Annotated in this window: 21 protein-coding genes; 7 read left to right on the top strand and 14 right to left on the bottom strand. The window is 61.0% G+C overall.

The features are described from left to right. Positions 1 to 7 precede the first annotated feature (7 nt). A complete protein-coding gene (rimO, locus tag FIU28_RS14185; protein ID WP_143573895.1) occupies positions 8 to 1,336 on the top strand; it encodes a 30S ribosomal protein S12 methylthiotransferase RimO in 1,329 nt (442 codons plus the stop codon). Between the two features lie 193 nt (positions 1,337 to 1,529). Here rimO and FIU28_RS14180 read toward each other — a convergent pair whose 3' ends face one another. Continuing rightward, the gene (locus FIU28_RS14180; RefSeq protein ID WP_143573893.1) at positions 1,530 to 2,504 is read right to left on the bottom strand and encodes a quinone oxidoreductase family protein; all 975 of its coding nucleotides are present in this window, start codon (positions 2,502 to 2,504) and stop codon (positions 1,530 to 1,532) included. 55 nt (positions 2,505 to 2,559) lie between these two features. Further along, entirely contained in the window at positions 2,560 to 3,285 is a 726-nt protein-coding gene (locus FIU28_RS14175; RefSeq protein ID WP_246660678.1) for a CDP-alcohol phosphatidyltransferase family protein, read from the bottom strand. Between the two features lie 119 nt (positions 3,286 to 3,404). Here FIU28_RS14175 and FIU28_RS14170 point away from each other — a divergent pair, with 119 nt between their 5' ends. Next, on the top strand, positions 3,405 to 4,595 hold the full coding sequence (locus tag FIU28_RS14170; RefSeq protein ID WP_143573889.1) for a UbiH/UbiF family hydroxylase: 1,191 nt from the start codon (positions 3,405 to 3,407) through the stop codon (positions 4,593 to 4,595). On the opposite strand, the gene FIU28_RS14165 is transcribed toward FIU28_RS14170, so the two are convergent. Together FIU28_RS14165 and hmgA are read right to left on the bottom strand one after the other, a co-directional pair. Continuing rightward, positions 4,592 to 5,545, bottom strand: a complete 954-nt coding sequence (locus FIU28_RS14165; protein WP_143573887.1) for an AEC family transporter — start codon at positions 5,543 to 5,545, stop codon at positions 4,592 to 4,594. The two genes, FIU28_RS14170 and FIU28_RS14165, sit on opposite strands and share 4 nt — an antisense overlap. Positions 5,546 to 6,609: 1,064 nt before the next feature. Then, positions 6,610 to 7,962, bottom strand: a complete 1,353-nt coding sequence (gene hmgA, locus FIU28_RS14160; RefSeq protein WP_210245561.1) for a homogentisate 1,2-dioxygenase — start codon at positions 7,960 to 7,962, stop codon at positions 6,610 to 6,612. Between the two features lie 75 nt (positions 7,963 to 8,037). On the opposite strand from hmgA, the gene FIU28_RS14155 reads away from it, so the two are divergent. Beyond that, complete coding sequence (locus tag FIU28_RS14155) at positions 8,038 to 8,526, top strand: MarR family winged helix-turn-helix transcriptional regulator (RefSeq protein WP_143577985.1); 489 nt, start codon at positions 8,038 to 8,040, stop codon at positions 8,524 to 8,526. Here FIU28_RS14155 and FIU28_RS14150 read toward each other — a convergent pair. From FIU28_RS14150 to FIU28_RS14115, 8 genes are all read right to left on the bottom strand, one after another. Further along, positions 8,523 to 9,410 (bottom strand): IclR family transcriptional regulator, encoded by an 888-nt coding sequence (locus FIU28_RS14150; protein WP_143573883.1) that lies wholly within the window; start codon positions 9,408 to 9,410, stop codon positions 8,523 to 8,525. The two genes, FIU28_RS14155 and FIU28_RS14150, sit on opposite strands and share 4 nt — an antisense overlap. 81 nt (positions 9,411 to 9,491) lie before the next feature. Further along, a complete protein-coding gene (gene fahA, locus FIU28_RS14145; protein ID WP_143573881.1) occupies positions 9,492 to 10,757 on the bottom strand; it encodes a fumarylacetoacetase in 1,266 nt (421 codons plus the stop codon). A 23-nt stretch (positions 10,758 to 10,780) separates the two neighbouring features. Further along, the gene (maiA, locus tag FIU28_RS14140; protein ID WP_143573879.1) at positions 10,781 to 11,428 is read right to left on the bottom strand and encodes a maleylacetoacetate isomerase; all 648 of its coding nucleotides are present in this window, start codon (positions 11,426 to 11,428) and stop codon (positions 10,781 to 10,783) included. 78 nt (positions 11,429 to 11,506) lie between these two features. Then, a complete protein-coding gene (locus FIU28_RS14135; protein ID WP_143573877.1) occupies positions 11,507 to 12,463 on the bottom strand; it encodes an MBL fold metallo-hydrolase in 957 nt (318 codons plus the stop codon). A gap of 89 nt (positions 12,464 to 12,552) precedes the next feature. Next, positions 12,553 to 13,266 (bottom strand): ABC transporter ATP-binding protein, encoded by a 714-nt coding sequence (locus FIU28_RS14130; protein ID WP_143576188.1) that lies wholly within the window; start codon positions 13,264 to 13,266, stop codon positions 12,553 to 12,555. Between the two features lie 8 nt (positions 13,267 to 13,274). Then, positions 13,275 to 15,083, bottom strand: coding sequence for a branched-chain amino acid ABC transporter ATP-binding protein/permease (locus FIU28_RS14125; protein ID WP_143573875.1), 1,809 nt, complete (start codon positions 15,081 to 15,083; stop codon positions 13,275 to 13,277). A gap of 4 nt (positions 15,084 to 15,087) precedes the next feature. Next, a complete protein-coding gene (locus FIU28_RS14120) occupies positions 15,088 to 16,017 on the bottom strand; it encodes a branched-chain amino acid ABC transporter permease (protein ID WP_143573873.1) in 930 nt (309 codons plus the stop codon). Positions 16,018 to 16,075: 58 nt separating this feature from the next. Then, complete coding sequence (locus tag FIU28_RS14115; protein WP_143573871.1) at positions 16,076 to 17,305, bottom strand: ABC transporter substrate-binding protein; 1,230 nt, start codon at positions 17,303 to 17,305, stop codon at positions 16,076 to 16,078. A 270-nt stretch (positions 17,306 to 17,575) separates the two neighbouring features. Between FIU28_RS14115 and FIU28_RS14110 the strand changes: the two genes are divergently transcribed. The 4 genes from FIU28_RS14110 to FIU28_RS14095 are packed head-to-tail and all read left to right on the top strand — an operon-like array spanning position 17,576 to position 21,937. After that, positions 17,576 to 18,325: an SDR family NAD(P)-dependent oxidoreductase gene (locus FIU28_RS14110; RefSeq protein ID WP_143573869.1), complete on the top strand. Its 750-nt coding sequence runs from the start codon at positions 17,576 to 17,578 to the stop codon at positions 18,323 to 18,325. A 7-nt stretch (positions 18,326 to 18,332) separates the two neighbouring features. Further along, positions 18,333 to 19,016 (top strand): EthD domain-containing protein, encoded by a 684-nt coding sequence (locus FIU28_RS14105; protein ID WP_143573867.1) that lies wholly within the window; start codon positions 18,333 to 18,335, stop codon positions 19,014 to 19,016. A gap of 1 nt (position 19,017) precedes the next feature. Continuing rightward, on the top strand, positions 19,018 to 20,226 hold the full coding sequence (locus FIU28_RS14100; protein ID WP_143573866.1) for an NADH:flavin oxidoreductase/NADH oxidase: 1,209 nt from the start codon (positions 19,018 to 19,020) through the stop codon (positions 20,224 to 20,226). 1 nt (position 20,227) lies between these two features. Then, entirely contained in the window at positions 20,228 to 21,937 is a 1,710-nt protein-coding gene (locus FIU28_RS14095) for an FAD-dependent oxidoreductase (RefSeq protein WP_441351231.1), read from the top strand. Between the two features lie 1,271 nt (positions 21,938 to 23,208). Here the strand turns inward: FIU28_RS14095 and FIU28_RS14090 are convergent. Both FIU28_RS14090 and FIU28_RS14085 read right to left on the bottom strand, forming a co-directional pair. Beyond that, a complete protein-coding gene (locus FIU28_RS14090; protein ID WP_143573862.1) occupies positions 23,209 to 23,820 on the bottom strand; it encodes a class I SAM-dependent methyltransferase in 612 nt (203 codons plus the stop codon). Between the two features lie 103 nt (positions 23,821 to 23,923). Further along, a complete protein-coding gene (locus tag FIU28_RS14085; protein ID WP_143573860.1) occupies positions 23,924 to 25,195 on the bottom strand; it encodes an NAD(P)/FAD-dependent oxidoreductase in 1,272 nt (423 codons plus the stop codon). Positions 25,196 to 25,208: the final 13 nt, after the last annotated feature.

The raw sequence follows: 25,208 nt of genomic DNA, 5'->3' as shown, positions 1-25,208 counted from the left end.
ATCAAACATGCAACAGGCCGCTGCGCCCAAAATTTCCTTTGTGTCGCTGGGATGCCCCAAAGCGCTGGTGGATTCCGAACGCATTATCACGCGGCTGCGCGCCGAAGGCTATGAGCTGGCGCGCAAGCATGACGGCGCCGACATCGTCATCGTCAACACCTGCGGCTTCCTCGACAGCGCCAAGGCGGAGTCGCTGGGCGCGATCGGCGAGGCGATGGCGCAGAACGGCAAGGTGATCGTCACCGGCTGCATGGGTGCGGAGCCCGAGCAGATCGAGGCCGCCTACCCCAACGTCCTCTCCATCACCGGCCCGCAGCAGTACGAGAGCGTGCTCGACGCCGTGCACCGCGCGCTGCCGCCGGTCTACAATCCGCATCTCGATTTGATGCCGCCGCAGGGCATCAAGCTGACACCGCGGCACTATGCCTATCTGAAGATTTCCGAAGGCTGCAACAACCGCTGCAGCTTCTGCATCATCCCGAAGCTGCGCGGCGATCTCGTCTCGCGGCCGGCCAACGAGGTGCTGCGCGAGGCCGAGAACCTGGTGAAGGCCGGCGTCAAGGAATTGCTGGTGGTATCCCAGGATACATCGGCCTATGGCGTCGATACCAAATATGCGACCTCGATCTGGAAGGACCGCGAGGTCCGCGCCAAATTCTATGATCTCGCCAAGGAGCTCGGCGAGCTCGGCGCCTGGGTGCGGCTGCAATATGTCTACCCCTACCCGCATGTCGACGAAGTAATCGGGTTGATGAACGCCAACAAGAACGTGCTGCCCTATCTCGACATTCCGTTCCAGCACGCCGCCCCCGACGTGCTGAAGGCGATGAAGCGCCCGGCAGCGCAGGACAAGACGCTGGCGCGGATCAAGAAGTGGCGCGAGGAGTGCCCGGACCTGACGCTGCGCTCGACCTTCATCGTCGGCTTCCCCGGCGAGACCGAGAGCGACTTCCAGTATTTGCTCGACTGGCTGGAGGAAGCACAGATCGATCGCGTCGGCGCGTTTAAGTATGAGTCGGTTGCTGGTGCGCCGTCCAATGCGCTCGGCAACGCCGTGCCGGAAGAGATCAAGCAATTGCGCTGGAACGCGCTGATGGAGCGCCAGCAGAAGATCTCCACCCGCCGCCTGAAGCGCAAGGTCGGCACCCGGCAGCAGGTGATCATCGACGAGGTCGGCCCGACAGTATCGAAGGGCCGCTCGAAATCCGACGCGCCGCAGATCGACGGTGCGGTCTACGTCTCGGCCCGCCGGCCGCTGAAGGTCGGCGAGATCGTTACCGCGAAGATCGAGCGCGCGGACGCCTATGATCTGCACGGAACCGTGGCGGGGTTCTGAACTCTCAGTGACGCGCTTTTTCCCTTCTCCCCTTGTGGGAGAAGGTGGCGCCGACGAAGTCGGCGTCGGATGAGGGGCCACTAGGCTCGGAGCGAGTTGCACCCCTCACCCGTCTCGAACCGCTTCGCGGTTCGATCCACCCTCACCCACCTAGCGAAGCTCCGCTTCGCGCGGGGGAGAGGGAAGAAAGAAGCTACGGCTTCAAAATCGACGCCCCGGTCGTCTTGCGCGCTTCCAGATCGATATGCGCTTTTGCCGCATCCTTCAGCGCGTAAGCATGGTTGATAGGCACATGCAGCTTGCCGTCGATCACCGCCGAGAACAGCGTGTCGGCGCCTTCCAGCAGTTCCGAGCGCTTGCCAACATAATCGTTCAGCTTCGGTCGCGTCGCGAACAGCGAGCCGTGATTGTTGAATTCGGCAATCGAGAACGGCGGCACCGGGCCGGACGCATTTCCGAAACTCACCCACATGCCGCGCGGCTTCAGGCAGGACAATGAACCCGGGAACGTGGTCTTGCCGACGCCGTCATAGACCACGTCGCACAACTCGTTGCGGCTGATCTGCTTGACACGATCGACGAAATTTTCCTCGTTGTAATAGATGACGTGATCGCAGCCATTGGCCAGCGCCAGTTCGCCCTTCTCCTTGGAGCCGACGGTGCCGATCACATGCGCGCCCATCGCCTTCGCCCACTGGCACGCCAAGAGGCCGATGCCGCCGGCGGCGGCGTGGATCAGCACGCGGTGATGCGGTTCGATCTTGAAGGTCTTGTGCAGCAGGTACCAGACCGTGAGGCCCTTCAGCATCAGCACCGCGCCCTGTTCGTAGGTGATGCGGTCCGGCAGTTTCACGCAGCGATCGGCGGCGAAGACGCGCTCGGTGGCGTAGCTGCCGAGGTTGGAATAATAGGCGACGCGGTCGCCGGGATGGAAACCCGTCACGCCGGGTCCGACCGCGATCACCTCGCCGGCGGCTTCGTTGCCGGCGATGAACGGCGATGTCGGCGCCTTGTAGAGGCCGGTGCGGAAATATACATCGATGAAATTGACGCCGATGGCGTGCTGGCGGATGCGGACCTCGCCGGGACCGGGGGCTGCGACCTCGACGGTCTCGTAAACGAGCGCCTCGGGGCCCCCCACCTTATGAACGCGCACAGCCTTGGTCATCGCTTCGCTCTCCAGAAGTATCTGGTTCCCAGCGATAGCCGACGCGCCGGTGTTGTCAACTGCGCGGCCTGAGCAGCCGCAGCATGGCGTCGGCGCCGACGATGTAGAGCGCGATGCCGCACAGCGCGGCGCTGACCGGCCAGGCGACGACGAAGTCCTGCGCGATGGCAATGATCGCCAGCACGGCCCAGATCGCGATCAGCGCCAGATTGAGCCGCCGCCAGCGCGTCACACGCACCGGATGAATGACGTGGAACGGCACGAAGGTGAGCACCACCAGCGCCAGCACGGTCAGGCTGGCGAGGATGGGCGATGGCTTCAGCAGAAACAGATAGAACGCCGCGGCATTCCACAGCGCGGGAAAGCCGCGAAAATGATTGTCGGACGTTTTCATCCGCTTGTCGGCGAAATACAGCGCGCTGGAGACGACGATGGCGACGCCAAGCACGGTCGCGCTCCACGGCGCGAGCAGCCCGCTCTGCATGATGGCATAGGCCGGCACGAACACGTAGGTGATGAAATCGACCACGAAATCCAGCGCGTCGCCCGACCAGTCGGGCAGCACGCGGCGGACATTGAGCCGGCGCGCCAGCGGGCCGTCGATGCCATCGACGACGAGCGCCAGGCCGAGCCATCCGAACATCGTCGACCAGTCGCCGCGCACCGCCGCCATCATCGCCAGCAGCGCGATACCCGCGCCCGCGGCCGTGAAGACATGCACGGCGAACGCCGCGGCCTGGGCGGTGCGGGAGGCTGGCGGTGGCGGGCTGAGGGCGTCCATGGGCCGGGTCATGCTAGCAGCAATCGGGAGCCGTTGCCCAGCGGCGGATGCGACGCCGCAGGGCTGGCCGGCGCGAAAGCCGGCTTGAAATATGCCGCGCAAACGCCGATGCTCTTCTAATGACTGAAAGCTCCCTTCCCTACGACGTCGCCGTGGTCGGCGGCGGCCCTGCCGGCCTCGCCTCGGCCATCGCGCTGGCAGACGCCGGCGCCCGCGTCGCACTGGTCGCGCGTCGCGCCGCCTATGCTGACAACCGCACCACCGCGCTGCTTGGCGGTTCCACCGATTTCCTCGAACGGCTCGACGTCTGGCGCCGCTGCGCGGGGCAATCGGCGGCGCTGACCACCATGCGGCTGGTCGACGATACCGCGCGTCTGATCCGTGCGCCGGAAGTAAAATTCGTGTCCGGGGAAATCGGCATGGAGGCGTTCGGCTACAACATCGCCAACCGCGACCTGACGGCTGCTCTGGAATCCCGCGCCGACGAACTGCCCGGTCTCAGCCGCATCGAAGGCGATGCCGATACGGTCCGCACCGGCGACAGCGACGTCGTGATCCACACGACGCAGGGCACCTCGCTGTCGGCGCGTCTGGTCGTCGCCGCCGACGGCCGGCAATCGCTGTGCCGCGACGCTGCCGGCATCGAGGTCAAGCGCAAGCCGCTCGGCCAGTCCGCCCTCACCTTCAATCTCGCGCTCGGCCGTCCGCACCGCAACGCCTCGACCGAGTTCCACACCCCGTTCGGCCCCTGCGTGTTCGTGCCGCTGCCGGACCAGCGCTGCAGCGTGGTCTGGGTCTCGAAGCCGAAAGAAGCCGAGCGGCTGATGGCGCTCAGTGACGATGATCTCGCCGCCGCCGTCGAGAAGCAGTCGCATTCGATTTTCGGCCGCGTCACCGTCGAGCCCGGCCGCTCGCTTTTTCCGCTCGCCATCGAGACGCCGAACAAGGTTGCGAAAAACCGCGTCGTGCTGGTCGGCGAGGCAGCGCATGTGGTGCCGCCGATCGGCGCGCAGGGTCTCAACATGGGCCTGCGCGACGCCGACGACATCGCCCGCATCGTCAGCGACGCGATGCGTTCGGCCCAGGACCCCGGCGCCGAAGCCGTGCTGGGGCAATTCGAGCGGGCAAGGCGCAGCGATATCGCCAGCCGCACCTTCGCCATCGACATGGCCAATCGCTCGCTGCTCAGCGAGTTGCTGCCGGTGCAGGCGGTGCGCAGCGTCGGCATGCAACTGATCGGCGCCATCGCCCCGCTGCGGCGCCTCGCGATGCGCGAGGGCATGTCGCCGTCGCGGCGGCGGAGCTCCTAGGGAAACGCGATCTGCCCGGTCTTCAGCAGATACATCACCGATGTCAGCGAGATCACCGACACGAAGGTGCCAACCAGCACCGCGACCGAGGCCGGCTCGATCCAGGTGTCGTATTGCCGGGCGATCACGAACACGTTGAGCGCCGGCGGCAGTGACGCTAGCAGCACGGCGGTCGCCGCCCATTCCGGCGGGAACGGCCCGGCCAGCAGCAGCAACGCGAACACGATCAAGGGATGCACGATCAGCTTGACGCCGATCAGCGCCGGAACCTCCCACGGCACCCGGGCCAACGGCCGCAGCGCCACGGTGACGCCGAGCGTGAACAGCGCCACGGGGGCGGCCGAATTCTGCAGGAACGACAGCATGCCATCGATCGCCACCGGCATCTGGACGTGGAAGGCCGCCGCCAGCGCGCCGAGATAGGCCGCGACGATCAAAGGATGCAGCACGATGTGCTTGATGACGATGCCGATGGTTGGAAGCCACGGCCGCCTGTCGCCGGCGGTCAGGGCCATGGCCAGCGGCACGATCGAGAACAGGAAGATGCTGTCGAAGCAGAACACCAGCGCGGTCGGCACCGCTGCCTGGCTGCCCAGTACCGCCAGCGCCAGCCCCGGCCCCATATAGCCGATATTGCCATAGCCGCCCGATAGCCCGGCCATCGCCGCCTCGCGCAGCGTCAGCCGCCCGATCGCCTTGCCGACCCAGGCCGACAGGAAGAACGCGCTCGCCGTTGCCGCCGTGGTGGCGATCACGAATGGCAGGTTGTTGAGTTCCTCGAACGGCGTCTTCGCCATGATGCGGAAGAACAGCGCGGGCAGCGAGACGTAGAGCAGGAAGAAGTTCATCCAGGCGAGGCCGGCTTCGGGCAGGCTCTTCACCTTGCCGCAGGCAAAGCCGATGAAGATCAACCCGAAATACGGCAGCGCCAGGTTGAGAACATCCATCATCGGATTGCGTTTTTCTTCATTCTTGGCCCTATGTGGTTGGATACCCAATGATCTGCACTTTTGAGCCAGAGTTCTGGCGAACACAGGATTAACACCCTATCGACAGGCTGAAAAAGGCTTAGTCTTGGGTTTCACGCTCTCGACCCTCATTCGCGTCCTGCAGCCACTCACAAAGCAGAAATTGGCCATTCTGACTTCGCGCCATGTCGAGACGCCAAGAGGCAAGAGGTCATTCGGATCGCCTATCTTTCAAATCCAGTTGACTAAAAGGCCTCAGACCTAAGGCCTGGCACATTGCCGCGGCTTCTCAAATCTCAATGATCGTAAAGAACATATAGCGAACAGTTAGACGACCAATGAGGAATTGAAACGGTGCTGAGTATTCTGAAGAGAGGTTTGTAGAAACAGGGTTTGATGGCTGGGTGGGCTACGTCTTTGTCAACTAACGACGCGGCCACCGTCGGCCGAGCAATAAACGACATCCTCGCGAGTACTCCCCACACGCACACTGTCGGCAGCGGAACTTTCATCATTGCATTTGTGCAAAAAGGCGTAGCTGACGCCATCGATGTCGGGAGTTGAGGCCAGGTTGTGAATCGGCTTGGCCTTTGCCCCCGATCGGCGCCCAAGGCTGACCCCACACGAGATAACTGAAGCGCTGCAAATTACTTCAGATTTTTCCTTAGCACGGGGGCCCGTGTCGGGCGCCGGGGGGATATTCGGAGCCGAGACACAGCCATTCTCGGAGGAGATGACCATACGCGATTGCATCATCGGATGACGTCATTTTTCGCGGCCGAACTGGCGGGCGTGGTATCTTGCCACTTGCTTACCTGGTTGATCGTGGACCATCTGAATGCAGTGTCACCGGTTCCGGTACTGGATCAGTTCGCGGGCGGCAAAATGCCGCTTCGCTCCCTGTGGCCCCGTTGGCGCTCTATTCAACGAAAAGTGCGCGTTCTGATTGATGCACTGCTCCGCGCGGTCCAACAGCATGGGGCGGTCTTACAGCCTTGAGAATCGGTAGCCTGAAAGTTGACAAGTCAACGGAGAACCGGCGCTTCTTAGCGCTCGGTTGGATTGAAGTGGCTCACAAGGTGGCGTCCATATGCGCCGTAGCCCTTCTGTAGTTCGGGCGATGCAGCGGCGAACGCAGTTACCTGCTGAGGAAAGCGCGTCTCGATCATAAATGCCAGGGTCCCTTCCAGTTTCTGGGGTTTGAGATCGGCGTTGCTCGCGGTCTCGAATGCCTCGGCGTCTGGCCCATGCGGCAACATGCAGTTATGCAACGACACGCCGCCGGGAAGAAATCCTTCAGGCTTCGCGTCATAGCGGCCGTACACCAAGCCCATGAATTCGCTCATGACGTTCATATGGTACCATGGCGGGCGGAAGGTGTTCTCCCCGACCATCCATCTTTCGGGGAAGATCACGAAGTCGATGTTCGCCGTGCCGGGCGTTTCCGAGGGCGATGTCAGCACCGTGAAGATCGACGGATCTGCGTGGTCAAACAGGACTGGCCCCACGGGCGAGAATTTCCGAAGGTCGTACTTGTAGGGCGCGTAGTTGCCATGCCACGCCACGACATCCAGAGGTGAATGCTCGATTTCAGCACCCCAGATGGTGCCACCCCATTTCACTGCAAGATGCGATCGAACTTCTTTGACTTCGTATGCCGCTTCCGGCGTCAGGAAGTCGCGAGGATTTGCCAGACAATTCGCACCGATCGGCCCCCGCTCCGGAAGCGTGAAGGCGCCTCCGTAATTTTCGCAAACGTAACCGCGCGCGGACTTATCCAGCAGTTCGACCCGGATCTTCACTCCGCGCGGAATCACGACAATCTCGCCGGGCTCAACATCGATAACGCCAAATTCCATACAGAAGCGCAGCCGCCCATCCTGCGGCACGACCAACATCTCGCCATCCGCATTGTAGAAGTATTCGTCGACCATCGAGCGCGTCGCCAGATAGACGTGGGCACCCATGCCTGCCTGCGTTCCGGCGTCCCCCGCCGTTGTCATGCTGCGCATCCCTTCGATGAACGATAACGACTCCAACGTCATCGGCAGCGGATCCCAACGCAGCGGCGCAATCGGCATGTCGACCTCACGGGCCGGCGCCGTCCGCCACAAACGAGCATCCATTTTCTGGAAGTCGGACCAGTGCGCCACGGTGGGCCGAATGCGATACAGCCAGGACCGTTCATTCGTCTTGCGAGGCGCCGTAAACGGCGAGCCGGAGAGTTGCTCGGCGTATAGTCCGTAAGGGCACTTCTGCGGTGAGTTGCGGGCGACCGGAAGCGCTCCCGGAAGCGCCTCCGTCTCGAAGCCGTTACCAAATCCCGACATGTATCCGGGAAAGATTGCGGTTGGTCGCCTGAGTTCCGGGGTAGCCGGATTGGCTGTAAACATATTCATCTTGCGCTCCCTGTTGCTACCCTTCAAATGGGCCTACTCTGCAAATTAATATCATATCATATGAGATGAATGTCAATGACTCGGCAACCTGCAAAGCGCTCATCTTCCAATCTCTCGCTCGGCGAGTTTTTGCCGTACCGCCTTTCGGTCGTCGCAGAGACTGTGAGCGCGCTCATCGCCAAGGGCTATGAGCGGCAATTCGGAATCACAATTCCAGAGTGGCGGGTTCTCGCGGTCATCGGAGAGAACGGCAAGCTGACAACGCAGCAGGTCATAGACCATACGCGAATGGACAGGGTACGCGTCAGCCGCGCCGTCATTCGGCTCGCCGACAAGGGTTTCCTCGCCAGAATTGCGAACCCTGCGGATGCCAGAGCCCAGATCCTCGCTTTTTCGCCGGCCGGTGCCGAGATTTACCAGCAGATCATTCCCTATGCGCGGACTATCCAAAGGAAACTCGTCGATTCGCTAAGTCCAGACGAGGCCAAGCAGTTGGTCGTGATCCTTCAGAAACTTGATGTATGCGCGAAGCTGTTGGACGAGACGACGTATCCTGAACTCTAGACGGGCGAATTGCCTGAGCCAGCCTTGGTGATTTTCTCTGGCTTTAGACGTTTTCCGGACTGGCGTGGCTCCTTCACGGGAATGCTGATATCCGACGCTTCAAGTTCCGGCATGTAGCCCAGATGCCGCGACAGTTTCTGGATCTCACCAACGATCCCGAGAAGCTTGCGATTGCCCGAATTGACGCTGAGTTCAGCGGCCGGACCGATCACTGTCATTCCGAACTGCATTTTCTGGCTTTGATCAAACACCGGGACGCTGACGGCGTTAACGCCGGGTACCGGTATGCCCGCCGTGACTGCGTAACCCTGCCGTCGGATCTCGGCGAAATCCTCGATCCATGATGCAGGAATTTTTTTATCCGCGTGACCGTTCGCCTTCTGCTCCAGGCGCAGCGCTTTGTTCAACAACGGTCTGACGACCTCGAACGGAAAGAACGCGGAAAACAGGCGTCCAGTCGCCGTACCCCTCACCGTATAAAGAGCGCCGACGCGCAGATTTACATGGACGGGGTAAGCTGCTTCATGGACCTGCACAATGGTCGGACCGTGAGCCCCCCACACGGTCACGGTGACCATAAAGCCGGTTTCTTCGGAAAGCCGGCTCGCGACATCACTTGCAATCCGCAACGGGTCGAGTGCCCGCATCCGGACCAGCCCGAGCTGAAGTGCCATTGGACCGAGGAGATAGCGCCCGCTCGTCGTTTCCTGTTCAACAAGGCCCATCTTACGATAGCTTACGAGATAGGAGTGGGCTTGGGCGGCCGTCATGTCAGCCTTTGATGCAAGATCACGCAGCATCGTTGGTCGGCCGAGTTCGATCAACGCATTGAGTATTCGTCCGCCAACCTCGATCGACTGGATTCCCCTGCCCTCGACGGCCATCTGATTTTCCTCAAAGTTTGTCCGTGCTTCGGTCGACCATGCTATACAGCCCCCATCCGACACGGCAATTTCTGTAACACATTAACTCGCCACGATTGTACCCTCGACGCTCCCGAATCCGATCCGGTATCCATCACCTTGGCAAAAACCTAGAATATTCACGGAATCGCCGTCCTCCAGGAACGTTCTTCGGGTGTGCTCGGCCAGCTCGACAGGCTCAGTGCCGTTCCAGCCTATCTCCAGCAAGCTGCCCCGCTGGTGCTTCTCCGGTCCGCTGATCGTACCTGAGCCAAGCAGGTCACCCACATTCATGGTGCATCCCGATGACGCGTGGTGAACAAGCTGCTGCACGGAAGACCAGTACATATATTTGAAGTTCGTGTTCGAGATCGTGACGTAATCCTTCATGCGTGCTGCACGAAGCCCCACCTCAAGGCGCAGATCGTAATTGTTTGCCTTCGTCTGGCGGAGATAGGCCAGCGGTTCCGGCTCCTGCGCCGGGCCGTGCAGACGGAACGGTTCGAGCGCCTCGCGCGTCACGATCCAGGGACTGATAGAGGTCGCGAACGCCTTGGCCTGAAACGGTCCCAGCGGCACATACTCCCATTGCTGGATGTCGCGCGCGCTCCAGTCGTTCAGCAGGACGAAACCGAAGATCATCGCTTCGGCCTGGCATTCGGTCAGTCGCTCCCCCATGCGCGAGGATTGCCCAATGACGACACCGATCTCCAGCTCGAAGTCGAGGCGCTTGCACGGGCCGAACCACGGCACGTCCGCCGATGGCGGCTTGAGCTGGCCGTGTGGCCGCAGGACCTCTGTGCCGCTGACGACCACAGTCGAGGCCCGGCCGTTGTACCCGATCGGCATGTGCAGCCAGTTGGGTTGCAGGGCATTGTCCTTGCCGCGGAACATGACGCCGACATTGGTGGCATGCTCCCTGGAGGAATAGAAATCCGTGTAGCCGGAGACCGCGAGCGGGAGATGCAGTTTCGCCTTCTCAAGCGGAATCAGGGCCCGCTCGCGCAAGGCTGTGTCGTCCCGCAGTTCGGGATTGTCATGACGCAACAAGGCGCTGATGCGCGCACGCGTCTCAGTCCAGGCGACCGGTCCAAACGCCATGAACGGGTTGACGCTCGGTGAGGCGAAGACGTCGGACAGGCCCTCCCCCAGCTTGCCGGCTCTTTCCATCTCGGAAAGATCGAGAACGAACTTGCCGATGGCGACACCAACCCGCGGCGAAGGCGTCGCGGCCGTCGAGAACACGCCATACGGAAGGTTCTGGATCGGAAAATCCGACGACGGAACGACTTCCACGAAGGACCGGAGGCTGGGATCGTTGGGGTGCATGAAGCGAAGTCCTGGAGTGAGAGTTATTCGGCGTCCGGCTGCCTGCCAGGCTCGGCCGCAGTGAACGCATCGAGCATGGCCGATGCCGCGTCTATTTCAAGGATGCGGGTATAGAGAGACAGGTCGACTCCGAAACGGCGTGCGTTGAACACCTGCGGAACGATGCAGATATCCGCCAGTGTGGGCCGGTCACCCAGAGCGAACGGCCCGGGCAACCGCGCAAGACGTTCCTCGATCGCCTCGAAGCCACTCACGATCCAGTGTCGCGACCACTCGGCCCGCTCATCGTCGCTGACACCCAGCTCGATCAGGCGATTCAGCACGCGCAGATTTCCCACCGGATGGATGTCGCAACAGACAACCAACGCCAGTTCACGAACGATCGCGCGGGCTTCGACGGCCTCGGGAAGCAAGGGCGGGTTCGGATACATCTCATTGAGATATTCGATGATGGCAAGGGATTGAGCGAGGTGGAAGTTGCCATCCGTCCAATATGGCACCAGCCCGGCCGGGTTGATATTGCGGTACGCCGGCTGGGCCTGCTCGCCCTTTCTCAGATGGATGAACCTGTTGTCGGCGCTGAGGCCCTTCAGGCCCAGGGCAATGCGGACGCGATAGGCGGCGGTCGACCGGAAATAGCCATAGAGAACAGCTTCAGCGATCTTCGTCATATATTCTACTCCCGTTCGCCGCCAACAGTCACGCAACCATCCGTGCGCCAGACGTCTGATTTCGACCGGCGCGGTGCTTCACGCCTTTTGCAGGGAGTGCCACATCTGTTGATCGCGCTCTGCCGTCCAGATCACCGGATCGTCGATCCCGGAGGCTTCGTCGAACGCCCGCGAGACGTTGAATGGCAGGCAATGTTCGTAAATGGCAAAGCTCGAGAATTTCGGATCCATCACCTCTCGCGCGGCTGCCATCGTCTGCTTGAGGTCCCACCCCTTCGCGACCGCGGATTCCGCGGCACCATAGAGCGACGTCACGAAATCCCGTGTCATCGCAATGGCATCACGGCCCGTCGCAAGGCCCTTGAGCGCGTCACCGCGCCCGGGCGCGATTGCCTTCGGATTGAAGTCACGGATCTCGTTGAGCGTAGCTGGCCATTCGCGCAAGTGGGCGTCCCCGCAGTAGCAGGCCGAATGATATTCGATCAGGTCGCCGGAGAACATGACCTCCGCATCCGGAACCCAGGCGACGATATCGCCCGACGTGTGCCCGGCGCCGAGCTGCATCAGCCGCACCTCGCGCTTGCCGAGGTAGATCGACATCTCGCCTTCGAACGTCAGCGTGGGCCAGGTCAGCCCCGGAATGCTCTCTGAGCCCTGGAACAGTCGCGGAAACCGACCGAATTCCGAATCCCAGTCCTGCTGGCCACGCTCCGCCACGAGCCGATGGGTCTCCGAGGATGCGACCACAGCCTGCGCCTCAAACGCGGAGGCGCCGAGAACACGCACCGCGTGATAATGCGACAGCACGACATATTTGATCGGCTTGTCGGTCACGCTGCGCACGCGTTCGATGACCTTGTTGGCAAGCGCAGGCGTGGCCTGCGCGTCGAACACGATGCAGCCATCGTCGCCGACAATGACCGCCGAGTTTGGATCGCCTTCCGCCGTAAAGGCGAACAGATCGGTGCCGATCTCGGAAAATGTTATCTTCTTTTCAGCCATATCGGTGGTGGAGGCAAAGCCTGTCGTCGTCATTTCTGTAGTCCTTATGGGTGTGTCGGTATCACGGACGGCATGCCAAAAACCTACTCCGTAGCTGCCGATTTAGTCGTTGCCGACCACGTTTAGTGTGATGCGCCGAGGTACGCCCTGCGTACCTCGGGGTGCGCAAGCAATTCCGATCCAGATCCGGTGATGGTGATCCGTCCACCATCGAGCACATAGGCACGATCGGCAAGTCGCAGTGCCTGATTGGCCATCTGCTCAACCAGAAGAATCGTCATCCCCCGCGCCCTCAGGCCGCGAATGATGGAGAAAATCTCCTTGATGATCAGCGGCGCCAGTCCCAGCGAGGGCTCATCGAGCAAAAGCAACCGGGGCGCACCCATCAGCGCCCGCGCAATCGCCAGCATCTGCTGTTCTCCACCCGACAGCGTCGCCGAAATCTGGTCGCGCCGCTCGCGGAGACGCGGGAATAGCTCGTACTGCTCTTCGACCGCAGTCTGCATCGCGGCCTTGCCCAAACGCCGGGCATAGGCGCCCAGTTCAAGGTTGTCCCTGATGGTCTGGTCGGAAAATACCTGGCGCCCCTCCGGCGACAGGGCGATACCGATCTCTACGCGACGGTGTGGCTCCATCCGCGTGATTTCCGTATTGTCGAAAACGATCTGCCCGCTGCTCGGCAGCATCAATCCCGCGATCGACTTGAGAAGCGTCGTCTTTCCGGCGCCATTGGCCCCGACGATCGCGACGACCTCGCCTTCCTTCACCTCGATGCTCGCTTGCGAGACGGCCTCGATCGGCCCGTAGGAGACGTTGATGTTTTCGACCTGGAGCATTTGCTGTCTCACGGTGCTGATGCGGCCGAGGCGATCGGCACGCATTCTTCGTCCGGATCGTCAACGCCGAGATACGCCTCGGTGACCTTGCTGTTATTCTGAACCATGGACGGGGTACCCTCGGCGATCTTCTCGCCGTAATCGAGCACGATGATGTAGTCGGCGATCTTCATCACCAGATCCATGTGATGCTCGACCAAAAGCATCGTGATGCCCTGGTCGCGGATGCGCACGAGAAGATCGCCGAGCTCAGCAGTCTCCTGGGGATTCAATCCCGCCGCTGGTTCGTCGAGCAACAGCAGATCCGGCTCCGTCGCAAGCGCACGAGCCAATTCAACACGCCGCTGCAGACCGTAAGCCAGTCCTCCCGCGTTCTTGTCGGCGAAATCCGCCAAACCGACGAACTGCATAATGGCCTCAACATTGCCGAGCGCCTTTGCTTCCTCGCGTCTGGCAGCCGGCAGTCCGAGCAGAGACAACCAGATCCCGTTCGTCATGCATCGATGCTGGCCAACCAGGATATTGGTACGAACGCTGAGATCCTTGAACAATCGAAGGTTTTGAAAGGTTCGGGCGATGCCTCTCGCACAGATGGCGTGAACGGGCTTCTGCGCGATGCTTTCGCCGCGGAAAGTGATCGTTCCCTTGTCCGGCCGCACGATGCCCGACAGGATGTTGATGAACGTGCTTTTCCCGGCTCCGTTCGGTCCTATGAGCGCGTGGATGCTGCCGCCTATCAGGGTCGCATCGAGATTCTGCGCCGGCTTCACGCCACCGTAGGACTTCGAAATACCCTGCGCCTGCAAGAGAACCGCCGACCGATCGGCTTTCACTTTATGTGCCAGTCCGCCGACGGCCGGAAGCGGAGGTGCCGGCGATGCCGCCCGCTGGCGTCCAAATTTCGAGAGGACATCATCCAGGAACCCAGCCAACCCGCGCGGCATCACATAAAGGGCGAACAGCAACAAGGCTCCGTTCGCAAAATGCTCGGCCCAGGTCCAGCGTGCCAGGACGCTATTGAGTATTGTCAGGAAAACCGCGCCCAGCAACGGACCAGCGAGAGAGCCACTTCCGCCGAACATCACCAGCAGCAGGATGAAGATCGACAGGTTGAAGTTGATGAAGTCCGAATTGATATACTGGTTCTGTTGCGCGACCAGAGCGCCTGCAAGGCCGCAGGTCGCCGCGGCGATCACGAATGCGATGATCTTGTAACGCAGTACGGGAACGCCCATCGCAGAGGCCGCAATCTCATCCGCCTGGATCGAGAGAAGTGCCCGGCCAAAACGGCCGGTCAGCAGGTTGCGCAACAGCAGGTACACCGCGAGCGAGGCCAGGATGCCAAACCATACCCACTGCTTCATGTCGAATGGAGAACCATTGAACGTTAGCGACTTGATCGCGTAGATGCCCATGGCCCCGCCGAACACGTCCGAGGTCTCGGTCACGAGTTTTTCGACCACGATTCCAAACGCCAGCGTCACCATCGCCAGGCTCGGCCCTCTGACGCGCAAGGACGGCGCGGCGATCAGGATACCGAACAACGCTGATATAACGACCGCAACAATCAAGGCCAGCCACGGGTTCATGTCCCAGGACGTGGTGAGAAGAGCGGCCGAGTATGCGCCTGCGGCGAAGAGGCCAGCTTGTCCAAGAGATTTCTGACCGGCATAGCCCACGAGGACGTTGGTGCCGACGGCGCAGAGAAAATAGACGCAAATCGAAAACATAACGCGGAGATAGAAGTCGTTGCCAATGATTCCGACAATCAAAGCGGCCACGACAGCCAGACCGATGGCGACCAGTGTTCCTCGCATCGGATCAGACCTTATCGAACGAGCGCGATCCGAACAGCCCGTTGGGCCAGACTGAAAGCACGAGGATGATCAATGCAAAAATAACGATCTCACGCCACTGGGCCTGCCACAGCGCAACACCCTGCTCCAGAAGCCCGAGAGCGAATCCCCCGAAAATGCAGCCCCGCGGGTTGTCCAATCCGCCCATGATGGCTCCTGAGAAAGCCTTCAAGGCGATCCCCAGGCCCATGAAAAGCGACGCCGATGCGATCGGCGCAACCAGCACGCCACCCAAACCGGCCAGCGCACTGGAAAGCACGAATGCACCGATCATGACAGCCGTCACGTTGATCCCCATCAGCGATGCGACCGCCGGATTATGGGCGACCGCGCGCATTGCCTTGCCTATCCGCGTTGCGCGCATCACGACATCAAGTGCGACCATCAGGACGACGGCCGTCACGAACACGAGAACTTCCTGGGGGCGGACCCCTGCTCCCGCAATCCGCAGCACGTCGTCGCCGAAAGGCGAAGGCAGCTTCACGGGGGCTGGCCCCCAGACAGCAAGTCCAATGCTCTGGAGGATGACGCCGAAACCGATCGTGCTCATCACCCACGACATCCCCGGCTTTCCCGAGAACGGTCGTATCGCAGCAAGGAAGATCACGATGCCGAGCACACCGGTGACGCAGCCCACGGCAAGCGCCGCAATCGGATAGTTTAATCCGGCGGAAGCGCTGCCGGCCAACCCGGCAACACCGGAACTGCCGTGATCGGCCGATAGCAGGTAGAGAACCGTCACACCAAGGAAGGCCCCGAAACCGATAAATTCACCCTGCGAAAAATTGAGTGTCTTCGTCGTCGTGAATGTGATGCTAAAGCTCAAGGCGATCAGAGCGTAAACTCCTCCCACCGCCAAACCACTCATCAGGACCTGCAGATATGTTGCAAGCACTCGCGCCCCTCCCTCTTGGCTGAACCAGACAGTCGAGGCCGTCAGGCCGCCAACCGCACTATCCCTTGAAGTCTTCGGGCTTAAGGGACGCAACGACCTCGTCGTTGTAGGCGGCCAGCTTGCCGCCACGCCAGCATGTCCAGCGCTGATCCGCGGCCGTCAGTGCGTCATGCTCGGTCTTGCTGAACGGCTTGTTGTAGGATTTTGCATAACCATCGAACGGCTTCTTCAGATCCTCCAGCGCTTCACGCACCTTCGGCCCCGCGGTTGTGCCTGCCTGCTGGATCGCAGCAGCGAGCAACATTGTGGAATCGTAGCCATGTACCGCAAAGGAGAACGCGGAGTCGGCGTCGATCTTCGGCCGAATCCGGTCGAAAAACTTCTGCTGAAACGGCGTGCGAGCTTCGGAAACCGTCCGCAGGAAAATCGGCTTCTCGGCGAGCGCCGGTCCTGCCGCGTTGATAAAGCTCAGGTTGTCCGCGGCCCAGCTCGTCAACACAATCGGGAAGTAGTCAATCTTCTCCATGCTCCGCATCAATTGGCCGATGGGAGTGCCCTGCGCCCAGACGAGCACGGTGTCCACTCCCGCCGCCTTCATCTTGCCGAGCTGGGAGGTCATGTCGGTGTCGTTGACGTTGAACTTTTCGTTGGCGACCGGCGTGATGCCCTGCAGAACGGCGATTTCCTGCAAGTCCTTGAGGCCGCCCTGGCCATACCCCGTCGTCTCGGTGAGAAATCCTACGTTTTTGACGGCCTTGCTTTTTTTGGCATAGCCCATCAACGTGACGATCTGCGTGCGATCGACGCTGCCGACGCGAAACATGTAGTTGTCAGCTCCGGGACTCATCGGCTTCACGATATCCGTAGCCGATCCGATGCACCCCATCACCGGAATCTGCTTCTGGTTCGGAATTTGCCGCCATGCGAGCGCGTTGCCCGAATTCGTCGGACCGAGCACGGCAACGACCTTTTCGTTGTCAATCAGATCGGACATGTTTTGAATCGACTTCGGCGGCTGCGAAAGATCGTCGCGCACGACCAAGGTGAAGTCGTAACCCAGGCCTGTGCCCTGCGTCTTGAGATCATCGATCGCGGCCTGGATGCCGACCACCGCAGCCCGCCCGGACTGTGCCGATGGCGAAGCCGAAAGGTCACCATTAAATCCGAGCTTGACCGGCCCGTCGGCCCAGGCCCGCCCAGCCGTCAGAGCTCCAAGAGAGGCGGTGAATATTCCCGAGATCGCAAGCTTGTTGAAGCCACGGCGACTGGTCGTCCTGATTGACGTCATTGTTTCTTCTCCCCTGTTGCTACCGCCGTCTCCGAACACAGGCCTTTCACAAGAGGCGCAGGATTTCGGGCGGCTGATTGTTGTCGCGCTCGGCCGGCTTGAACGCCGTCTCGTTGATCGTCGTCTTCACTATCAAGCGGTCCTCTCCCGCGCAATGGGAGCAGAGGCCGTTTTGCAAAATAAATTTGTTATTACCGAACTTATTCGCTATAGCAGAATTTGTCCCGTTCGGAAGCGGCGGCCAAAAATGCGTGAAATGAGGAGGAAGCAATGCTTCTTGACGCCAGAGTTGCGCTCGTTACCGGCGCTGGACAGGGCAATGGCGAAGCAATTGCCCTAGGCCTCGCTGCCGAAGGTGCCCGCGTGATCGTAACTGATATCGCAGCGCACTCAGCGGAGACGACCGCGCGGCGTATCCGCGATTCGGGCGGACAGGCCTGGGCGTTCCGGCTGGATGTTACAGACGCGACCGAGTGCGAGGATCTGGCAAAAGAGATCGCAGCATCCGTCGGAGACGTCTCGATCGTCGTCAACAATGCCGGCATTTGTCCGCGACACACGATCGACAGTCCCGACCTTTTTGCGCATTGGAATGCCGCGCTGGATGTCAATCTGCGGGGCACGTTGAACGTCTCCGTCGCGTTTCTCCCGGCATTGCGAAAAACCAAGGGCGCAATCATCAACATCGCGTCGATCGCGTCATTTGTCTCGACCGCGACCTCAGTCAGCTACCCGGTCTCGAAAGCCGGCGTCAGAGCCCTGACCCAGAGCATGGCGCATGAACTCGCCAAGGATGGCGTACGGGTCAATGCCATTGCACCCGGCACCTTCGCCACAGCCATGACAGAGGCGACGCGCTCCAATGCGGAGAGATCGGAGCGCTTCCTGGCGAGAATTCCCATGGGCCGCTATGGCGACCCTAAAGAACTGGTCGGGCCGACCGTCTTCCTGGCCTCGACCATGTCCAGCTACGTTACAGGCACGACGCTTGTCGTCGATGGCGGCTACCTAGCACTGTGAGAGTCACATGATCGTCAGAATGGGACTTTCAAAGAAGCTGCCCGGCCTTTCAACCGCAGAATTCCGTCGTCACTGGCGCGAGGTCCACGGACCGCTCGCCGCAAAGATGCCGGGGCTGCGCGCTTATCACCGGAACCATATCGTTGACAAAACCCAGCTGGCGATCGACCATGATCGCGGCAATTGGGATCTCGATGGGATCTCCGAACTCTGGTTTGACGATCTCGCATCGATGGACCGTGCAATCGCCTCCGACGCCTACCCGCCAACGGTGGCAGACTCTCCCAGGCTGATTGCGGCGACAACGGTGATCGTGGCCGAGCAAACCGTCGTGGTGCCGCGGGCCGATAGTCCGCTGATCAAGCGAATATCCATTCTCGAGAGACGAAAGGGAATGTCGCGAGACGAGTTTCGTACTGAATGGCTCGGCAAACATGCCGCGATGGTCGCTGATTTCCCCCTGCTTGCGGGTTACACGCAGAACCTGGTGATCGGTCGTGGCCAGGCGCCGGGTATCGACGACGACACGGGGGAGCCGCCATTGGACGGCATCGTCGAGATGTGGTTCCGGAACCAGCAGGATCTTTGCGCAGCGTTCAGGTCGCCGGCAGCCGACACGTCTCAAGCGCATGCGCTCCATTTTCTGGAGACCATCACGGCCTTTCTCGTCGAACCCCACGTCGTTATCTGAAATGCCAAGGACCAACGCACGCCTCCTGTTTTCTCCGCTGACGCTGCGCGGGCTGACGCTTCGCAACCGCATCGTCATTTCGCCGATGTGCCAGCACGCCGCGGACCAGGGAAAGGCAACCGACTGGCACCTCGTTCATCTCGGCAAGTTTGCGATGGGAGGCGCGGGCCTTATTTTCACAGAGAGCACGGCGGTGTCTCCGCATGGTCGCATCGGCATCGACGATCTCGGCCTTTGGTCAGATGATCAGATCGAACCACTCAAGCGTGTCATCGATTTCGTCCATGACCAGGGAGTGCCGGTTGGCGTGCAGTTGGCACATGCCGGGCGCAAGGCGGGTTCCCAGCCGCTCTGGGAGGGCGGGCAAGCGTTCACGCTTGAAGATATGCATTTTCCCGACGGCACGCCATGGCGGCGGATCGGACCGAGCCCGGTGGCAGCCGGTCCCGAATGGAGCGTTCCGGAACCGCTCGACGAGAGCGACATCCGGGACGTGGCCGACCAGTTCGCCGCTTCCGCCGCACGCGCTGTCGCCGCGGGCGTTGATGCCATCGAACTGCACTTCGGCCATGGATATCTGCTCGCCAGCTTTCTTTCGCCAATCTCCAACCATCGGTCCGATGCATATGGTGGAAGCAGAGACAACCGTATGCGCCTTGCATTGGAGATAGCAGAGCGCGTCCGTTCCGGGATACCGGATGGCATGCCTCTGTTCTGCAGACTATCCGCAATCGATGGCGCGGAAGGGGGATGGTCGGTGGATGATTCGGTGCATCTTGCGCGGGATCTTTCCAACGTGGGTGTTGACGTCATTGACGTGTCGTCCGGCGGCCTTTCCGAAGAAACACGCCGGAGCAACGTGCCCCGCGGACTCGGTTTCCAGGTTGGCTTCGCCAATGACATCAAGCGCGGTGCGGGCGTCGTGACCCAGGCTGTGGGGATGATCGTCGATGGACGGCAGGCAGAAGACATCCTGCAGTCCGGCGCGGCCGACCTGGTCGCGATTGCCCGCGAGGCGCTCAATGATCCCTATTGGCCGAGGCGAGCAAGGGAAATGCTTGGGCTGGATCCCGATTACTCGGATTGGCCGGCTCGCTATGGGTCATGGCTTTCGCGACGCGACAGTCAGATCGGTGATGAACTCCGGGCGCGTCGCGAATTCATAAGAAGCTCGGCAGGCAACAATGCCGACAATGACAAAGGAAACTAGGATGGCGCAGACCGTCGATTGCGATGTACTCGTTGTAGGTTCTGGCGCGGGCGGCTTTGCCGCCGCAGTCGCGGCCCAGGCACGAGGCTTGAAGGTCATCGTCGCAGAGAAGGAGAAATGGGTCGGCGGCACGACCGCTCTCTCGGGCGGCTTCATGTGGGTGCCGAACAACCCGATATCCCGGGCCGATGGAATCGAGGACACCGTGGACGCCGCGCGGACCTACCTGCGGCATGAGGCCGGCAACCACTTCAACGCGGAGAATGTCGAAGCATTTCTCCAGGAAGGTCCGGAGGCCATTGCGTTCTTCCACGAAAAGACCGCGCTGCAATTCGAACCGGCATCGGCATTTTCAGACTATCATCCGGACGCGCCGGGCGGCCGCGCCGGCGGGCGCTCGATCAAGGCACTTCCCTATCGCGCCCAGGGGCTCGGAAAAGAGCTCAACAGATTGAGCCCCCCGCTTCCCGAACTCACATTCGTGGGCCTCATGATCGGGTCCGGTCCTGAACTCAAGCATTTCTTCAACGTCACGCGCTCGCTGAAGTCGGCCGCCTACGTTGCGCAGCGATTGCTGGCGCATGCGCGCGATCTCGCGCTCTACCAGCGCGGCATGTTGCTGACAAACGGCAATGCCTTGGTCGCCCGTCTGTTCCGAAGCGCACTGGATCTGGGAGTCGATGTCTGGACGGATTCGCCGGTAGCCAGATTGATACGCGAAGGAGACGCCGTGACGGGCGCCGTCATCAATACGAAGAGCGGTGACATCACGGTCAGAGCGAAACGAGGCGTGGTCCTGGCAGCCGGGGGGTTCCCGCAAGACATGAGCCGGCGACGAGAAATGTTTCCGCACGACCGCAGCAATGACGGGCACTTTTCGCCCGCGCCGAAAGGAAACACGGGCGACGGGTTGCGGCTCGGCGAGGAAGTCGGCGCTGTTGCCGAGAAGGGCTATCCCAACGCCGCAGCCTGGGTGCCGGTATCGCGCGTCCCGCGACGCGACGGCAGCTATGGCGTATTCCCGCATTTCATCGACCGCGCCAAGCCCGGCCTGATCGCCGTGCTGCCGAACGGCAAGCGCTTCGTCAATGAAGCCAACTCCTATCACGATTTTTGCCAGGCACTGTTCGCGGCGGTCGGCACCGACGCCGCCGCCCGGGCGTATCTCGTCGTCGATCAGCCGTTCCTCACCCGATATGGCTTGGGCTTCGTCAAGCCGTTCCCCGTTCCGGTTGGCGGCAATATCCGGTCGGGCTATCTGAAGACCGGAAAAACCGTTGCAGAGCTTGCCCGCGCCGCGGGTATCGATGCCACGGCTCTCGAAGCAACTGTGGATCAGTGGAACAAAGACATCGCCAATGGAGAGGACAAGGCCTTCGGGAAAGGTACGACCTCCTACAATCGGTTTAATGGAGATCCGGATTTCGAACCCAATCCATGTCTGGCGCCGCTTGCAACGGGCCCATTCTATGCCGTCGAGGTTGTTGTTGGCGATCTCGGCACCTTTGCGGGTCTGCGCGCAGATCGGTACAGCCGGGTCACCGATCATGAAGGCCGACCGATCCCGGGCCTTTACGCAGCAGGCAACGATCTGAACAGCATTATGGGAGGCAACTACCCCGGAGGCGGCATCACCTTGGGGCCAGCGCTTACATTCGGCTATATCGCAGCCAAACATCTCGCGGAGCATTCTCACAACGTGAGATGCTAAGTATATCGCTGACCGCTGTAAACGGGTCCTCGGGACCATCGCCTCGAAAGTTTCAGGATCGAAGGCGAACCGAAGGTCTTCACGGAAGCAGCGTACAGGCCATATGGGACGGCACCTCCTCATAGTCGGTTCATAAAGCCACGACGGACTAAATCGCGGAAAGCTTTCGCCCATAAAACACGATAAAATTTCGCTGTGAATCGGCAAGGCATCTGTCCCCAATCAGCGCCGAACATTTACCCCACTCGTGTGTGGGCACTGATCGACAGCGATGATCAACGGTCACCGCCTGCCTGCCGGTTCATCCTTCGGGCAGTTTACGGCCTGCCTACTGTGCGCATGAGCCGATCTTGAGATCGGTGCATGCTGCCCGTTTTGCGGATGCCTCTTCGGAATATTGAGCCCGCGACGGCGCGATCGCGTGATCAACGCTCTGGATCGTTGAACGTCGAGGCTCCTAACGTCGCCAAACGCAACCCAATCCAAGCGACAGCGCCCACGAAGCCTTCCGTGTACCAAAGCTGACTTTAATCCCCCCAAGGGCACAACTTTGAGCACAAGATGAACAGAACTTCGGGTCGCGCGAATTTCGGCCTCAAGATTGCATTGTCTTATCAACGCTTTGCCGGATGCCTTGTGCAGACCTTTGAGTTTCCCACCACTATGGTTGGTGGGATACCCAATGTTCCGCACTTTTGAACCAAAGTTCTGGCGGACACAGGAATAGCACCCTATCGGCAGGGCAAAAAAGGCTGAATTTAGAGGTTGCGCGCTCTCGATCCTTATTCGCGTGCTGCAGCCAATCACAAGCAGAAGTCGGCCATTCTGACTTCGCGCCATGTCGAGACGCCAAGAGCCAAGAGGCCATTCGGATCGCTCATCTTTCGAATCTGGTTGATCAAAGGCCTCAGACTTGAGGCCTGCGCAATACCGCTGCTTCTCGAATTCGAATTGAATCCGGTTAACTACATAGAACATATGACGAACAATTGGGTAGCCAGGGAGGGGTGTACTGCTCTGCGACAGCCCGATCGTGCTTCTCGATGAACCCGTCGAGCATCTGGTTACCGATCAGGCATCGCAGCTTCGGAACAGCGTTCTGTCGCGGTTGAATGACCGGCTTGCGATCTATTCGCACACATGGACGCGATAATGCGCCAGCAGTCGTTCGGATTTCTCTCGGCGCGGAACGGGAAGAATAGGTGCCGGCGATATTCGAGGAGAGCGCGAAGCGCGGACTCAAAGAAGCAGAACTCTCGAAAGCATCGCGGTCACGGAGCCTTGCGCGCGGTGAGGCCTATGACAGCCGACATCCCGCTATGGGCAGCACCTTCGTGCAGTTCGCGCTCCTCTTCCGTGATGGTGATGTCGCGGAGCGAACCGAAGGCCTCCTGCAGCATTTCACGCGTGTAGAGATTCTCGACAACCTTCGGACCACCCGTGCCGTACTCCAGTTGCTTTGGCGTGTAGCCCTGGACGATGACCAATCCGTTTGGCTTGAGGCTCCGAAGGACGCCGCGCCATTTTTCTGCGCGCCCCGCCGGCGAACTGAACTGCGTAAAGATATCGATCACGACGTCAAACGTCTCTGCCGGATAATCCCAAGCCTGGACGTCCGCCCTGATCAACACGATCTCGACGCCGCGCTCCTTTGCCAGCGAGGCGGCCTTGACCTGCGCCGCTTCGGAAAAATCGAGTGACACGACGTCGAGCCCCTGCTCGGCCAGCCAGACGCCATTGCGTCCCTCACCGTCGGCAATCGCAAGCGCCTTGCCAGATCCGGGCAACAACATCTTGCAGGACGCCAGAAAATGGTTCGGCTGCTTGCCGAAGATGAAATCCGTCCCGCCGAAACGAGTCTCCCAGACATCGTGCTCGCTCATCTGTGCTCCGCTTGCTTTGTGGTTGCCATGCCGGCCTGATGATTTAACGGATCGATCGGATCGGCCAGAAAATCAGTGAATCCCGCCACACCGTGGTCACGGATCAACCGAAGATATCGGTCGTCATGCCCACGTACCAGCCGGCCGCCTCGCGCGCCTGCTTGGCGCGCAGCTCGGCGCCCTCTTCCAGTTGCGACGTGTAGGGATCGATCATCACGATCCTGCCGTCGCGCGGCTCGTAGCGGGCGCCGTTCTTGACGGCGTCGTTCGGCGCTATCGTGCTCCAGCAATGATTGGTGAAGCGAACCGGCAGACGGCGCCCGCCCGCAAGCTCGGCGCGCAGCACCATGGCGGTCATCTTGGCTTCATTGTTGGCGGCGAAGCCGGATTTCGGGAATTCGCCGCCGGTCGCGGAGTCGCCGATCACATGGATCGCGGGATCGATCCGCGAAGCCATCGTGCCGGCATCGACCGGGCAGAAGCCGCTGTCGTCGGCGAGCCCGGCATCGCGAGCGAGTCGGCCGGCGATCTGCGGCGGGATCACGTTGACGAGCGTCGCTCTGTGGGTTTCGAAATCGGTGGTCACGGTCATTGCCTTGATATCGACCGCCTTGATGCCGCCGTGGATGGCCGGATCCTGCCATTCGATCATGCCGCCATAATGCCGCTCCCATCCGTCGATGAACAGCGTCTGCATCGCGAAGTGGTCCTTGGTATCGAGGATCACGATCCGGGCATTCTTCACCCCACGGGCCTTCAGCGCATAGGCCATCATCGAGGCGCGCTCATAGGGCGCCGGCGGGCAGCGATAGGGTAGCGGCGGCGCGATGATGACGATGACGCCATCGTCGCTGACCGCGTCGAGCTGTTGCTTCAACAGTTTGAATTGCTCGGCGCCGCGATAGCCGTGCGGCATCCGCTCCGCGGCTTCCGGAGAATAGCCAGGCACGGCGCCCCAGCGGAAGTCGATGCCGGGCGACAACACCAGACGGTCGTAGGAGATGCGAGCACCGCCGTTGGTGCTCACCTGCCTGGCATCGCGATCGATCGCGGTGACGCTGTCGAACACCATGCCGACACCGGCGGCGGCAATCGCCTCGTAGCCGAAATTCAGCGTCTCGAACGGCTTCAGCCCGCCGAGATACAGGTTCGACGTGAAAGGCGTGGTGTAGATCCGGTTCGGCTCGATCAGCGTGACATGCATGGAGTCGTCGCCATGGCGCAGATAGCGCGCCGCGGTCGCCCCACCGGGTCCGCCGCCGACCACGACGACGCGCGGCTTCACCTGCGCGATCGCCGGACAGGCCAGCAGCGCCGTACTCCCCGCCAGACCGCGCAGTACGCTGCGCCGGCCAATCCCGATGGGCTTGCTCACGTCAACTCTCCAT

The sequence above is a fragment of the Tardiphaga sp. vice154 genome, assembly GCF_007018645.1.
GTDB lineage: Bacteria > Pseudomonadota > Alphaproteobacteria > Rhizobiales > Xanthobacteraceae > Tardiphaga.
Note: the sequence above shows the minus strand (reverse complement) of the source record. Positions and strands in the feature narration are given on the sequence as shown.